The organism is Streptococcus sp. SN3 (assembly GCF_030439905.1).
Genome location: NZ_JAQFJF010000009.1, coordinates 21,353 through 35,687, shown reverse-complemented (window position 1 = coordinate 35,687; position 14,335 = coordinate 21,353). Strand labels below are relative to the sequence as shown.

General features: G+C 41.0%; 14 protein-coding genes. All 14 read left to right on the top strand.

The features are described from left to right. The first annotated feature begins 114 nt into the window (after window positions 1-114). The 14 genes from PCY71_RS12890 (at window position 115) to PCY71_RS12825 (ending at window position 14,333) form a co-directional block, all read left to right on the top strand. Window positions 115-1,530 carry a DEAD/DEAH box helicase family protein gene (locus PCY71_RS12890; protein ID WP_301412724.1) on the top strand — a complete coding sequence of 472 codons (1,416 nt, stop codon included), beginning with the start codon at window positions 115-117 and terminating at the stop codon, window positions 1,528-1,530. A 75-nt stretch (window positions 1,531-1,605) separates the two neighbouring features. After that, entirely contained in the window at window positions 1,606-2,070 is a 465-nt protein-coding gene (locus PCY71_RS12885) for a DUF4355 domain-containing protein (protein WP_106382468.1), read from the top strand. A 3-nt stretch (window positions 2,071-2,073) separates the two neighbouring features. Beyond that, window positions 2,074-2,964 (top strand): phage major capsid protein, encoded by an 891-nt coding sequence (locus PCY71_RS12880; RefSeq protein WP_301412723.1) that lies wholly within the window; start codon window positions 2,074-2,076, stop codon window positions 2,962-2,964. Between the two features lies 1 nt (window position 2,965). Beyond that, window positions 2,966-3,172 carry a HeH/LEM domain-containing protein gene (locus PCY71_RS12875; protein WP_106382470.1) on the top strand — a complete coding sequence of 69 codons (207 nt, stop codon included), beginning with the start codon at window positions 2,966-2,968 and terminating at the stop codon, window positions 3,170-3,172. Between the two features lie 5 nt (window positions 3,173-3,177). Further along, window positions 3,178-3,573 carry a phage Gp19/Gp15/Gp42 family protein gene (locus PCY71_RS12870; protein WP_301412722.1) on the top strand — a complete coding sequence of 132 codons (396 nt, stop codon included), beginning with the start codon at window positions 3,178-3,180 and terminating at the stop codon, window positions 3,571-3,573. After that, window positions 3,560-3,901: a hypothetical protein gene (locus PCY71_RS12865; protein WP_301412721.1), complete on the top strand. Its 342-nt coding sequence runs from the start codon at window positions 3,560-3,562 to the stop codon at window positions 3,899-3,901. Before PCY71_RS12870 ends, PCY71_RS12865 begins: the two co-directional genes overlap by 14 nt. Beyond that, on the top strand, window positions 3,891-4,118 hold the full coding sequence (locus tag PCY71_RS12860) for a hypothetical protein (RefSeq protein ID WP_301412720.1): 228 nt from the start codon (window positions 3,891-3,893) through the stop codon (window positions 4,116-4,118). Before PCY71_RS12865 ends, PCY71_RS12860 begins: the two co-directional genes overlap by 11 nt. Beyond that, window positions 4,119-4,454, top strand: a complete 336-nt coding sequence (locus PCY71_RS12855; RefSeq protein WP_144210060.1) for a hypothetical protein — start codon at window positions 4,119-4,121, stop codon at window positions 4,452-4,454. Window positions 4,455-4,473: 19 nt separating this feature from the next. Continuing rightward, window positions 4,474-5,025, top strand: a complete 552-nt coding sequence (locus PCY71_RS12850; RefSeq protein ID WP_301412719.1) for a phage tail protein — start codon at window positions 4,474-4,476, stop codon at window positions 5,023-5,025. A gap of 3 nt (window positions 5,026-5,028) precedes the next feature. Beyond that, the gene (locus PCY71_RS12845; RefSeq protein WP_301412718.1) at window positions 5,029-5,313 is read left to right on the top strand and encodes a hypothetical protein; all 285 of its coding nucleotides are present in this window, start codon (window positions 5,029-5,031) and stop codon (window positions 5,311-5,313) included. Continuing rightward, window positions 5,310-5,684, top strand: a complete 375-nt coding sequence (locus tag PCY71_RS12840) for a DUF5361 domain-containing protein (RefSeq protein ID WP_264350656.1) — start codon at window positions 5,310-5,312, stop codon at window positions 5,682-5,684. Before PCY71_RS12845 ends, PCY71_RS12840 begins: the two co-directional genes overlap by 4 nt. After that, window positions 5,684-8,665 carry a PblA gene (locus PCY71_RS12835; protein ID WP_301412717.1) on the top strand — a complete coding sequence of 994 codons (2,982 nt, stop codon included), beginning with the start codon at window positions 5,684-5,686 and terminating at the stop codon, window positions 8,663-8,665. Before PCY71_RS12840 ends, PCY71_RS12835 begins: the two co-directional genes overlap by 1 nt. Beyond that, window positions 8,665-10,176, top strand: a complete 1,512-nt coding sequence (locus PCY71_RS12830; RefSeq protein WP_301412716.1) for a distal tail protein Dit — start codon at window positions 8,665-8,667, stop codon at window positions 10,174-10,176. The genes PCY71_RS12835 and PCY71_RS12830 overlap by 1 nt, the downstream gene beginning before the upstream one ends. Beyond that, window positions 10,173-14,333, top strand: a complete 4,161-nt coding sequence (locus PCY71_RS12825; RefSeq protein ID WP_301412715.1) for a hypothetical protein — start codon at window positions 10,173-10,175, stop codon at window positions 14,331-14,333. The genes PCY71_RS12830 and PCY71_RS12825 overlap by 4 nt, the downstream gene beginning before the upstream one ends. The last annotated feature ends 2 nt before the right edge of the window (window positions 14,334-14,335 follow it).

The window sequence follows — 14,335 nt, the reverse complement described above, 5'->3', positions numbered from 1 at the left end:
GAAAGGAGAAGAGAAGAAAAAGAATGATTGCACTTTTGGACAACTAGTTTAGGAGGTGATCTACTATCTCCCAGCGATAGGGTTATCATGCAATGACGATTGAAAGGAAATGTTATGGTTACTAAAACTAAGATTAGATTTGGCAATCAAAATCCTACTCAATCGGTAACTTTACATTACACTGATAGCTTGGCACAAGAAGCTATAGAGCTATATTGGAAGTCTGGTCGTGATTGTTATCCCTGGCAGGTCAATCTTCTTGAATCTATCATGGGGATTAGAGAAGACGGATTGTGGGTACATCAAAAGTTTGGCTATGCTATCCCGCGGCGGAATGGTAAGACAGAAGATGTCTATTTGCTCGAACTTTGGGGACTGCATAAAGGCTTAAAAATCTTGCATACTGCGCACTTAATCAGTACATCGCACTCTTCTTTTGAAAAATTGAAGAAGATACTTGAGGATATGGGCTATGTTAATGGTGAAGATTTTACTTCAAACAAAGCTAAAGGGCAGGAACGCATTGAGTTCAAGGCCACTGGTGCAGTAATCCAATTCCGAACAAGGACATCAGGCGGTGGTCTCGGTGAAGGTTTTGACTTGCTGATTATTGACGAAGCACAGGAGTACACAACGGAGCAAGAATCGGCTCTAAAGTACACGGTGACGGATAGTAAGAATCCAATAACCATCATGTGCGGGACGCCTCCAACCATGGTTTCTAAAGGAACTGTCTTCCAAAGTTTCCGTGATAAGGTTTTAGCAGGGAAAAGCGAGTACTCAGGATGGGCTGAATGGGCTGTTGAGGGTATCCACGATATAAATGATGTGGAAGCTTGGTACCTGACAAATCCATCTATGGGTTATCATCTCAACGAGCGAAAAATTAAAGCAGAGCTTGGGGAAGATGAGCTTGATCACAATATCCAGCGTTTGGGTTATTGGCCTACATTTAACCAAAAATCGGTTATCTCTAAAAAAGAGTGGTCTGAATTGAAGGTGAACACAATGCCAAGATTAAAAGGCAAGTTATTTGTTGGTATCAAGTTTGGTCAGAATGGCGTTAATGTCGCTATGGCAATCGCAGTACGTACTGCAGATAGCAGGATATTCATAGAGAACATTGATTGTGTGTCAGTTAGAAGCGGCACGCATTGGATTATCAATTTCTTGCAATCAGCGGATGTTGAAAAAGTTGTTGTTGATGGCGCCAGCGGTCAGGAACTTTTGGCCAACGAGATGACGGAGAGTGGACTAAAAAAACCTATTTTACCTGCGGTAAAAGAAGTTATTACGGCCAACTCATTATGGGAACAGGCAATAGTTCAACAAACTCTCTGCCATAATGACCAACCCTCTTTGACAGAAGTCGTGACTAACTGTGATAAACGCAATATAGGTTCTAATGGCGGTTTTGGCTATAAATCGCTATATGATGATAGGGATATCAGTCTAATGGATAGCGCTCTGCTTGCGCACTGGCTTTGTTACACAACAAAACCTAGGAAAAAGCAAAGAATCAGTTATTAAAAAAGGCGCACTGACGCTTTTTTTAATGCTCAAAATTACCGAACGCACGGGAAATGCGGAGAAAGGATATTTTATATGTCAGAATTTATAGCAATTACTACACAAGAAGAATTTGATGCGGCGATTAAGGCGCGTCTGGCTCGTGAAAAAGAGAAATACGCAGATTATGACCAAATCAAGTCTCGTGTGACGGAATTGGAAAAAGAAAACGGTAGCTTGAAGTCAACACTTGAAGCATCGAATCAATCAAAAGCAGATACAGACAAGCAGATTGCAGATTTGCAGGAAAAAGTGACTGGTTATGAGACAGCAGCTTTGCGGACGCGGATTGCTTTGCAAAATGGTCTGCCAATTGACCTTGCTGATAGACTGCAAGGAAACGATGAGGAGAGCCTGAAAGCTGACGCAGAGCGTTTGGCCAGTTTCGTGAAGCCGGCTGAACCAAAGGCACCGCCAAAATCAAATGAGCCGAATGTCGGCTCAGAAAATGATGAAGATGCAGCATTGAGAGGAATGCTGCGAAATATGAGAGGAGAATAATTTATGGCAACATTGCAATCAGGGGATTTGTTCCCTGTAGAAACAGTACAAGATATTTTTAGTAAAGTAAAAGGGCATTCAACCCTTGCAAAACTTACCACACAAGAACCTATTCCATTTACTGGTACAGAAACATTTGTATTCAACCTTGAAGGAAACGCTGAAATTGTAGGTGAAGGAAATCCTTCAAGTGCTGGAAATGCAACTATGAAACCAAAAGTGATCAAACCAGTTTTAATTACTTATCAAGCACGGGTTTCGGAAGAATTTGTACATTGTTCAGAAGAAAAACAATTATCATATCTTAAATCATTTATTGATGGTTTGGCTAAGAAAGTGGCACAAGCAATTGATATTGCTTCTTTCCATGGTTTAGAACCCAAATCGATGACAGATGCTTCTTTTAAATCGACCAACTCGTTTGATGGCTTAATTACAGGAAATGTAGTAACTTTTGAAGCGGATAAAATTGATGAAAATATTGATGCTGCTGTTGCGACTATTACAGCAAATGATTGTGAAGTGAACGGAATTGCGTTATCTCCGGCAGCAGGAGCGGCACTTGGTAAAATTAAAGTAAACGGAGTAGTTCAATATCCTGAATACCGCTTTGGCCAAAATCCAGATTCATTTTACGGAATGAAGTCTGATGTTAATAAAACATTGACAACTGTTGCAAGTACAGCTAAAAAAGACCATGTTATCGCGGGAGATTTTGAAAATGCGGTGAAGTGGGGATATGCAGAAAATATTCCGCTTGAAATTATTGAATACGGCGACCCTGACGGGGCAGGTCGAGACTTAAAACGTTATCGCGAAGTATGCCTGCGGACAGAAGTATATGCTGGTTGGGGAATTCTTGATGAGCAAGCATTTGCTCGTGTGGAGGCTTAATATGGAATATATCAATAAAGAAACTCTTGTAAGTATTGAAACAGACTGCGAACTTGGCGGGGATTGGGTCCCCGCTTCGGAGCTTAAAGAGAGCTATAAGTTGACTGTTCCTGAAATCAAGTCTAAACTTGATGAACTTGGAATTGAATACGATAGCAAAGCAGTGAAATCAGACTTGATTGCCTTATTAGAACAACACGAAGGGTAAAAGATATGAAGAACTTTGCAACAGTAGATGAGCTGCAGGAATTGTGGCGACCTTTAAAGCTTGATGAACAAAAACGAGCTGAGGCACTGTTGAAAGTTGTCTCTGCTTCGTTGCGTGTTGAAGCTGAAAAGGTTGGTAAAGACTTAGACAAATTGTTTGTAGCCAATGAATCGTATGCCTATGTTGTTAAGTCTGTAGTAGTGGATGTTGTAGCTAGAACGTTGATGACTTCGACAAATCAAGAGCCAATGACACAAGTTTCTGAGAGTGCTCTGGGATACACTTGGAGTGGCTCTTATCTTGTGCCGGGCGGTGGTCTGTTTATCAAAGATTCAGAGCTAAAACGACTTGGTTTGAAAAAACAAAGATTTGGGGTGATTGATATTTATGGCACAGATTAAAGGAATTACCGTGACCTTAATCGATAAGGTCAAGACGGGTCAGGATGATTTCGGTCACTCAATCTTTGAAGATAAAGAAATCGAAGTTGAAAATGTGTTAGTCAGTCCAACTACGTCAGACGATATCACGACACAGCTTAATTTAACCGGTCGAAAGGCAGCCTATACGTTAGCTATTCCGAAAGGTGATACTCATGATTGGGAGAACAAAGAGGTACGTTTTTTTGGAAAACGTTGGCAGGTATTTGGTCTTCCACTTGAGGGAATTGAAGATTTAATCCCACTTGACTGGAACAAGAAAGTGACGGTAGAGCGGTATGAAATTTAAGCTAAATCGTGCGGGTGTAGCTGATCTTATGAAATCAGAAGCTATGCAAACTGTTTTGAACAAACATGCTAGCAATATCAAAAATCGGTGTGGTGATGGATACGAGCAGGACATCCATATTGGACGCAATCGTGCAAATGCAATGGTGAGTGCTAAAACTCGCAAAGCTAAGAAAGATAATCTCAAAAACAATACACTTTTAAAGGCGGTGCGTTAAATGATTGAAGTTATCATCAAGAAATACTTTGACGGTCATTTAACTGTGCCGTCTTTTTTTGAACATCAGGCGAAAATGCCTGATAAATATGTCGTGATAGAAAAAACAGGCAGTAGCAAGAGAAATCAGTTGAAGTCGTCAACTTTTGCTTTTCAGAGTTACGCTAAGTCTATGCACGATGCCGCGCTATTAAACGAAGAAGTCAAAGATGTTGTTGAAGGCTTGATAGAACTAGATGATATTAGTGGCATCTCGTTAAATAGCGATTATAACTATACTGATACCGAAACAAAATCTTACCGGTATCAAGCAGTATTTGATATTAACCATTATTAAAATTGAAAAGGAGAATAAAATGTCAAATTCATCACATGTAACAACCGCAAAACCAAAGGTTGGTGGGGCAATTTACTCTGCGCCATTGGGTACTGAACTTCCAACAGATGCAACTACAGCTCTTAATACAGCGTTTAAATCATTGGGCTACATCTCAGAGGACGGACTTACTAACACGAATAGCCCAGAATCGGAAGATATTAAGGCCTGGGGTGGCGATGTGGTAAACTCTTCTCAAACTGAGAAAAAGGATACGTTTGGTTTTACACTAATTGAAGCGCTAAACTTAGCGGTGCTTAAAGAAATTTATGGAGATACTAACGTAACGGGAGAACTAGCAACAGGTATCACTGTCAAAGCAAATTCTACTGAATTAAAAGACCACTGTCTTGTTGTGGAGGTTATCCTTAAAGGTGGTGTACTCAAACGGATTGTTATTCCGCAAGGAAAAGTGACCGAAATCGGGGAAGTAGCCTACAAAGACGGTGAAACGGTAGGTTATGAGACAACTGTTACTGCGTTTCCTGATAAAGAAGGGAATACGCACTATGAATATATTAAAGGAGCTTAATAGATGCTAAAATCAATTAAAGGTACGACTACATCAGGTTTTTCGTTTGAAATTTCAAGTGAACGTCTAAGCAACTATGAACTAGTAGAAGCAATCGCAGAAGTGGATACGAATCCTCTTGTGTTGCCTAAATTGCTAAAACTTTTACTAGGCGATCAAGCAGATGCTTTGAAAGAGCATGTGCGTGATGAAAAAGGTCTTGTGCCAATGGACAAAATGGGAGAAGCTATTAAAGAAATCTTCGAAGCTCAAAACAAGGTAAAAAAATTGTCCTCCTCGCCAAAATGATACAAGCAGATGAAGACGCATTGATTTGTGACCTTGCTGAGGTGTATCGTATATACGATTATAGACAGTTGCCTGCTTATCAGGTAGCTGTTTTTTCTTATGGTCTCAGAGAAGATTCTCGTATTAAGTTAGTGATGTCTGGACAAAGAGTGTCATTTGATACTCTTCTACAAGCCAGCATTCTAGACAGGCTCTCTTTGCTTACATGGTTTAAAACGAAAGATGGGCAAAAAGGGAATAATAGACCTGTTTCTATTACAGAGAAATTGACCGCAGTAGAAAAAGAAAGCAATGAAATGGTCTTTATTTCTGGCGAGGAATTTGAAAAAGCGAGAGCAAAAATTTTAGACAAGACTGGAGGTGAGAACTAGTGGCAACAGAATTAGGACAAGCTTATGTGCAGATTATGCCATCCGCTAAAGGTATTAGTGGAGCGATTCAAAACGCTATTTCACCGGAAGCTAGTGCAGCAGGTAAAAGCGCTGGGTCAACCCTTGGATCTACTCTTGTAAAGGCCGTAACGGGTGTTATTGCCGCAGCTGGCATCGGTAAAGCTTTTACTGCAGCTCTGTCAGAGGGGGCAGCTCTTCAACAATCACTTGGAGGAATCGAAACTCTCTTCAAGGGTTCGGCTGATAAGGTCAAAGCCTATGCAAATGAGGCTTATCGCACTACCGGACTGTCCGCTAATGCTTACATGGAAAATGTAACTGGCTTCTCTGCTAGTCTCTTGCAGTCTTTGGGTGGAGATACCGAAAAAGCTGCAGATGTGGCTAATATGGCCATGGTTGATATGTCTGATAATGCCAACAAAATGGGTACATCTATGGATCGTATTCAAGATGCCTATCAAGGATTTGCTAAGCAAAACTATACCATGTTAGACAATCTCAAGTTGGGGTATGGTGGTACGAAAACCGAGATGGAGCGGCTGCTTGCGGACGCTGAAAAATTGACGGGTGTCAAATATGACATCAACAACTTATCCGATGTTTATCAAGCTATTCATGCTATCCAAGGGAAGCTAGATATTACGGGGACGACTGCTAAAGAGGCAGCATCTACTTTTAGTGGATCATTTTCTGCCATGAAAGCTGCCGCTCAAAATGTGCTGGGGAAATTGGCTCTTGGTGAAGATATTATGCCTTCGTTGAAAGCTCTGGCAGAGACGACATCAACGTTTCTATTTAAAAACTTTATTCCGATGATTGGAAATATCCTGCGGGGCTTACCGAATGTCATCGGTACAGTTTTGAAAGAGGGAATTGCTGCAATCTTTGGTGATGGAATTGCTAAAAGTATCACTGATAAAATTTATGATATCTATACTAATGTCAGCGGTGTTCTTAATGCACTGTCTGATATGATCTTTGGTTCCGGAGATAAGGCAGACAACAAGGACTTTTTAAAAAGCTATCTTGGCCTTGATGAAAAGACAGCTTCCAACATTGTCAACATCGGCGAGAACATCCGCGTCACCTTTGAAAATATTGGCTCTACTATCGGGAATATAGCTGGTATTGTTAGTAACTTTGTCAGTGATTTGTTAGGTATAGCCGGGAGTAAGCAAGGTGTAAATGCCATTGGTTCTGCATTTGAATCTGTGACAGGTTTTATCAAGTCAGCTTCTGGGGCAATCAAGAATTTCACAACTTGGCTTAAAAGTAATGAAACAGCAATGGCTGTGCTTAAGTCAACGATGGCAGGACTATTAGCGGGATTTTTAGCCTTTAAAACTATAACTACGATTAAAACGATTATTTCTGGTTTTACGGCAGCTATCAGCACGGCTAAAGGAGCGGTTTTGGCTTTTAATGCTGCTATAGTAGCAAATCCAATCGGTGCTATAGCAGCTGCAATTGCTGCTGTTGTAGCAGGTTTAGTTTGGTTCTTTACTCAAACAAAAATTGGTCAAAAGATTTGGGCTGGGTTTGTTAGCTGGATAAAAAACGCCTGGCAAGAGATTGCTGATTTCTTTGTTGGTATCTGGTCTGGTATTTCTGATGGTGCGAAGAACCTTTGGAATGGCGTGACTGACACATGGAATGCAGTAGTTGATACGATTAAAAATGCATGGAATGGGATTGTAGAGTTCTTCTCGAATCTTTGGTCTGGTATCACATCAGGCGTTAGTGCTGCATGGACTGCAATAACGCAGACTATCATGACAATTGTTCAGCCGTTCATTGACGGATTTATAAATATTTGGAACGGCATAAAAGATGGACTTTCTCAGATGTGGGAAGGTGTTAAGATGATTTTTCAAGGAGCATGGGATTTCATCAAATCCATTGTATTAGGGGCTGTTTTGATCGTCCTTGATATTGTTACAGGCAATTTTGGGAAACTTGGCGAAGATCTAGGATTGATTTGGCAAGGCATTTCAGACGCTGTAAGTATGGTTTGGGAAGGCATCAAAACCTATTTTATGGGAGTTGTGAGTGCAATTGTTGGATATGGTCAATCCGTGTTTGAGAACTTTTCAAATATCTTATCTGCTATCTGGGATTTTATTAAAAATGCAGCTTCTGCAGCATGGGAGTGGATAAAAACTACTATATCAAATCTGATAACTGGACTAGTACAGGGCACTCAAAACATTTGGAATGGCTTTATGAATTTCTTGTCTAATTTATGGAATTCTATTTCATCCACTGCTGTCAGTGCATGGAATGGTCTGAAATCTTCTGTACAAGCCATTATTAATGGAATTGTGCAAGGCGCACAAAATGCATGGAACAGCATGAAACAGGGTGTTTCAAATTTAGTATCAGGAATCGCTAATATTTTCAATGGTTTGCGCAACATTAATCTTTGGGATGCCGGTCGAGCTATTCTTGATGGTTTTCTTGGTGGTTTAAAATCTGCTTGGAAAGGTGTAACTGACTTTGTCGGTGGGATTGCAGGCTGGATTCGCGACCATAAAGGGCCGATTGAATATGACCGCAAACTCTTGATACCTGCCGGTAAAGCAATCATGAATGGTTTAAATGACGGGTTACGAAATCAATTTAAATCCGTTAAATCGACTGTTAGCGGTATGGCTGGAGAGATTACTGATAGTTTCGGAAATGAGCTGACTGTGCCTGAGCTTGGAGCGTTAGCGAATCAAGAAGTGCAAGTTGCTCTATCGTCTAGTAAATTATCCGACCAGATGTTAAACACTACGAAAGACCGCAGCAGAGAAGATGATATGCTGGATATGATTGCCAAGCTGATAAATCGTCCAATTATCGTGTCACAGCAATTAGATACTAGAGAGGTATCTCAAGTTCTGGCACAGCCAATATCAGAAGAACAAGAAAAGCGTCAGGCTATTCTGAACGCTGTGAATGGATTGGGGTGGACTTAATGATAAAAGTACATTTTAATGATGTTGAATTAACAAAATGGATTACTGTTTTAGATGGGTTCACCGCCTTTGGTGGTGCAGATTATGATCCAACTTTCCAAGACTATCCAATACTTGATGGATCGGAATTTGTCAAGACTCGCAAGAAGCTGAAAAAGATTCCAGTACCGTTTTATGTAAAATATGACAGTGTTGCAGATTACGATGCATTGCAAACGACTCTCAATGTGGACGAGCCGAAAAAGCTGACTTTCAGTCATCTGCCTGATCGTGTTTTTTACGCTATTCCGAGCAGCGATCTTGATTTTAAAGAAATCAAGTTCAGCGGCAAAGGGACAATCAATTTTTCGATTGCTGATGGATTGGCACACGCTAAGAATCCACGCTATTTTGAATTTAAAAAGAATGCGCAAGGTGTGTTAGAAGCAGAAATCGTAAATAATGGTAGTGAAGAAATCCCGGTAAATTATCGAATCAAATTGAAGCGTGAATCAGGGTATGTTGGTATTGTCAGTCAGTACGGTGCTATGCAGTTTGGTAAGATTGAGGAAGCAGATCTAGTTGAAGAAAAAAAGAATGTCTTATTGTCTGGAAATGGGAAAGGTAACTTTAATAATTGGACGGACGGAACCATTTTTTACGAAAACCAAAATAAAAAAGTTGTTACGAAAATGGCAGCAGATTCTAATCTTGGTGGACGATTAGGGGTTCTTCCGGTCAATTTCACGAATACAGCTAACGGATCATGGTTTGGAGCAGTCAAAGAGTTAAAACTTTCTCAACAAGCAAAAGACTGGTATATCTGGGCTCGTGCTTGGTTTGAGACTGGCTATGTTAGTCAGACGGGGGCATGGTGCTTATCAGTTGTAGACAGCGACAATCATTTTATCGCTGGTATGGCGATTGAAAAAAGCGAGCGAACGCGCAATAAAGCACTTGTCATCTTTCTTATGGGAGATGGAGCCGGTGGGAGTCGAGTTGTAAAATCCATTGAGTTCACTCCTAGTCTTTGGGTGAGAGACAACCCTTATAGTCTAGAAGGTAAAGACCAAAATCGAAATATGTTTGATTTGCGAAAAGAAGGGGATAAAATCACTTATTTCTGGTATGGTGGTTATCATTCTTACTTCGAGTCCAAAATTAAGGACAAGCAAGCTGCTAAAGTTCAGTTTTTTGTCGGACAGTATAAAGGGCAGAACTCAACCATCAATCAGTTAGTAACGCATCATTATCTAAATGACTTTGCTATTTATAAATTAAACGTGCCATTCTGGCGTGATGTCCCTAATCGCTATCCGACGGGAGCAGAACTTTTTATTGATGCAACAGGAGAAGTAAACCCAGAAGAAAAGGGGCGGTTGTATGTCAATAATTTGTTAGCTCCAGATGATGAGATTTTGGGAACGGACTATTTTAAAGTTCCGCCTGGTAAAACAAAAGTACAATTGCTTGTGTCGAGCTTTGCGGAAGTAGAGAGCGCACGAGCTGAAATTGAGGAGGCTTGGATTTGACAAAAAGAAATGTACGAATCGCCATCCGTGATACAACCGACAGTCACAATGTCGGTTTTTTTGATAATAAAAGCGGAATCAAATATAATTCTGCCAACCTAACTCAGTTTTTGAAAGGTGCTTGTAGTGTCCTTGTGCTGACTTATCACTCCAAAAAGATGGTTGCTCAAAGCGGACAAAAGCTAGCTTTTCGGTTTAAGGACAAGGATTTTTGGCTGAATATTAACAGTGTCAAGAAAACAGGCTATAAGATTGAGCTAACAGCCTACTCATTGAGTTTGGAAGCGAACAAAGAAAAGCGTGGCCCGCACAAACCAGCCAATGCCATGAGTATTAAGCAATACATCGATTACTATGACCCTGAACACTCATTTGAGATTGGAATCAATGAAGTAGCCGACAAGTCCATTAAGTTAGAGTGGAGCGGAACAGACACAATTCTAGCGCGGCTCTATTCGGTTGCTAATAGCTTTGGCGCAGAGCTGGAATTTGTCACAGAGCTAAATAATGATTACTCACTCAAACGTCATGTGGTTAATATCTACCGTGAGGGAAATCTTGGGAAAGACAAGACGGGGATGCCTGTTAGAGTGGGTGAAAAGCTGAAAGTTATCAACTACTCGGACAACATGGATGACTTTTATACTGGGATTCGTCGTACTGGTAAAGACGGTCTGACGATAGCTGGGTTAAATAAAAAAATCTATGACGGCAAAGGAAACTTGCTCTTTTACAGTAGCGGCGATACGCTCTACGCACCACAGGCAAGAGATAAATACCCGTCTATCGCTCGAAAGACCAATGATGGGTATATCGTCAATGAGGATAGCGGTACTGAATATGCTAATAAAGAAGCTCTGTTTGGTTATATGCTATCTGAGTTGAAAAAGCACTGTGAGTTAAAAGTAGATTACGAAGTGGAAGGTGCGGTTGACGGCAACATCGGCGACAGAAAGACGCTAGCTGACGCACGGCACTTTGACCCTCCACTTTATGTACAAGCTCGGATTAACGAGCAAACAGAATCTTTGTTAGAGACGAGTGAGGTCAAGACTAGTCTCTCAAACTATGTCCGAAAGTCGAGCCAGATTGCCAATGAGCTATTGCAAAGAGTGGAACAACTAACGCTTGAAGCAACACCCTACGCTATTAAATTAGCGACCAACAACGGGATTATTTTTAAAAACAATCAAGGACAATCAACAATCTATCCGACCTTGAAGAGAGGTCAAAAACCAGTTGAGTGTACGTGGAAGTGGTTAGTTGATAATCAAGGATTTGGCACGTCTCCAACTTTTGAAGTTAAGGCGGCTGGCATGTCTAGCAAGCTAGTGTTGACAGCTATTGCCTTGATTGATGGAAAAGAGGTTGCTAGAGAGCAAGTCACTTTTAGCAATGTCAATGACGGGAAGAATGGTTTAAACGGTGAAAAAGGAGAAGATGGAAAGTCTCTACGACTGTTTACCACCCAATACAAATATGCGCAAAAATTTATCAATCAATACAGCGCAGATGGTTATACTGGAGATTGGTCTGTCATCGAAAACACAGCAGGGTTAAAAGCTGGTGATAGCGTCCAAATAAGGGTATTTAATACGGATAAAGAGAGTGATAGCTGGATAGTAGCTTCGGTTAGTGCAATTCTGGGCGAAAATAGAATTAAAACGGTCTCTAAAGGTCTGATTGAAAAAGGAGACCAAGGAGAACGAGGGCCTAAAGGAGCTACTGGAGAAAAAGGCGATAAGGGAGACCCTGGAAAGCCCGCAGATCCTGCGCCGATTAACCAACTCAAACAAGATATGGAGCTGGCTAAGAAAGATTTGAGTGCTGTCAAATCAGATTTACTCAGGGAGAAATCAGAAAGCTCCGCTAAAATCGAGCAAGTCAAAAAAGATGTTGGCGCTATCCGCACGCAACAGACAACCTATGAACAATCCAATGAGCAAAACCTCGATCGGATTACTGGCCAGCTGGCTGACAAAGCCAGCAAAACAGAGGTCAAACAGACTGCAGATGGAATCCGAGAAGAGATTAGTAAGATTTCTGTCGGCGGGAAGAATTTACTGAAAGGCTCAAAGGGAGAATTTAAGCCTGATATAAATCCATCTAATTTTGATAACAATGTTTTATACGTGCAATCCACTTCGATTGATTTAGTTAAGGGTGAAAAATATCTGATTTCTGCTAAAACCGATGGAGTTTTTAGCGGCGATCACAACGGGAATCGAGAAAGCGATAATGTAGTGCTCTGGTTGATGGATAAGACGGTTACGAATTATCAGATTGTGTCCGATAGCAATACTGGCACGACAGGTACGATTTTTATATGGAACAAACCGACTGGAACTTATCACTTGCGAGTCAACACCTATCATAAGGACGCTCGGAAAAAAGTATGGGAAGTTAAGGTCGAACGAGGGACGATTAAGACCGATTGGAGTCCGGCACCTGAAGATGTTGAGGAACAAATCACCGTTGCTAAGACCACGTTAGAAAAGACTGCGGAAGGTCTTAGAACGGACATGGTCGCAGTCAAGTCTTATGTGGCAAACGATGGTAAGCGCAAGGAGGAGCTGGAAAAATACAGCAGAGAAGAGACGGCTAAGCAGATTGCGGCTGAACGAATTAAAACAGCTGAAAATTACGTGGGCAAAAGCCAGTATACAGAAGATGTTAAAGGAGTGAATCGACGGTTTGAGGAGTTGTCGATTGGCGGAAATAACCTGCTTGCTTACTCAAACTTTAACAAAAATGGTTATTATCAAAACGGTTTGAAATCAGATGCTAATTATATCTATTCAAATTTGATTAAACTCCAAGGGACAGAGTACTATTTGCAAGTTTGGGAATTGAAACCAATCTCTAACAAGAATTGGATAGGGATTCAGTTTTTTGATGATGTAAACAAATCGACCGCAAATGGCTATTCCACAATTTGGTTTAACGGCTATCGAAAGCAGCTTTTAAAAGCACCTAATACAGCGAAATACATTGCGATTTCGTTAGACAAACGAGCGCTGAATCAAGACGAGATGAAATTTAAGCTCGAACTTGGAAGCATACCGTCTGACTGGAGTCCAGCGCCGGAAGACACCGACACCAAGCTCGCCGAGTACAAGCAAGGCGTGGACGGTCAGCTTGCAGCGGTCAAACAAGAGGTCGGAAGCAAAGTCTCGCAAACCACATTTGACCAGCGAGCGAACCAGATTACACAATCTGTGCAGGAGCTAAGCAATAATACCGTCAAGAAGAACCAACTCAAAATCGACGAGAACGGTTTGGTCTCTAGCTCCGAAAAAACAGTCAACGGTCAAATACTGGCTAGTATGATTGCGCAACATCCCGAATGGGTCGAAATCATCGCTAAATTGCTTAAAGTTACAGCAGATATGATTGTAAATGGGGCTATCACAGCAGATAAGCTGAATGTTAAGGAGTTGAGTGCGCTAAGTGCTAAGCTTGGAAAAGTCAAATCTGGCGAAATTATCAATGAATATCGAACCAGTGGAACTTATGGTGAAATTAAGATTGGTGAGAATATAAAAATCACAAATCATAATACTGCAGGAGCGCGTTCACACATTCCAAAAGAAGAAATCATGATGCTTCCAAATGGATTTCTGATGAATGCTTACAATGCAGCAGATCAATTGAATTATACAATGCGCATTTCTCCTGAAGTAATGGAATTTCAAAAAGTCAATAATACCCAAATGCAGGGTGGGACGGGTTCTTGGAGTTTGGGTTATTCAAACTCTTACTCATTGCTAAGCATTGACGCTATTTTGCAAAAAGTGAGACTGCAAGCGACTTCTAACTTAATGTGGGGTATTGGTGCGACATTCGTCCGTATAGGTAATCTTGTGACGATTTCTGTAACAAGGGTCATCAAGAATATTGCAAGCGTGGTTGAAAACGCACGAGCAAATGAGAGGATTCCTGACGGCTTCAAGCCAATCTCACAAGTACATTTGACACTAACTGGTAACTTCAATGCGACAATCGATGCTACTTGTGTTGTCCATCTTGAACCAGACGGAACAATCAACTACACGAATAATAAGTCAGGCAATCGTGTATGGACAGGAACCGTCACGTATACGACTGTTGATGATTTTCCAATTGTCGGAAATATACCAAATGGAAAACTTATATAAGA

Coding starts and splice junctions, on each gene's coding strand:
- PCY71_RS12855 (WP_144210060.1), top strand. CDS start 4,119: ATGATTGAAGTTATCATCAAGAAATACTTTGACGGTCATTTAACTGTG.
- PCY71_RS12880 (WP_301412723.1), top strand. CDS start 2,074: ATGGCAACATTGCAATCAGGGGATTTGTTCCCTGTAGAAACAGTACAA.
- PCY71_RS12865 (WP_301412721.1), top strand. CDS start 3,560: ATGGCACAGATTAAAGGAATTACCGTGACCTTAATCGATAAGGTCAAG.
- PCY71_RS12845 (WP_301412718.1), top strand. CDS start 5,029: ATGCTAAAATCAATTAAAGGTACGACTACATCAGGTTTTTCGTTTGAA.
- PCY71_RS12830 (WP_301412716.1), top strand. CDS start 8,665: ATGATAAAAGTACATTTTAATGATGTTGAATTAACAAAATGGATTACT.
- PCY71_RS12850 (WP_301412719.1), top strand. CDS start 4,474: ATGTCAAATTCATCACATGTAACAACCGCAAAACCAAAGGTTGGTGGG.
- PCY71_RS12885 (WP_106382468.1), top strand. CDS start 1,606: ATGTCAGAATTTATAGCAATTACTACACAAGAAGAATTTGATGCGGCG.
- PCY71_RS12870 (WP_301412722.1), top strand. CDS start 3,178: ATGAAGAACTTTGCAACAGTAGATGAGCTGCAGGAATTGTGGCGACCT.
- PCY71_RS12840 (WP_264350656.1), top strand. CDS start 5,310: ATGATACAAGCAGATGAAGACGCATTGATTTGTGACCTTGCTGAGGTG.
- PCY71_RS12860 (WP_301412720.1), top strand. CDS start 3,891: ATGAAATTTAAGCTAAATCGTGCGGGTGTAGCTGATCTTATGAAATCA.
- PCY71_RS12890 (WP_301412724.1), top strand. CDS start 115: ATGGTTACTAAAACTAAGATTAGATTTGGCAATCAAAATCCTACTCAA.
- PCY71_RS12875 (WP_106382470.1), top strand. CDS start 2,966: ATGGAATATATCAATAAAGAAACTCTTGTAAGTATTGAAACAGACTGC.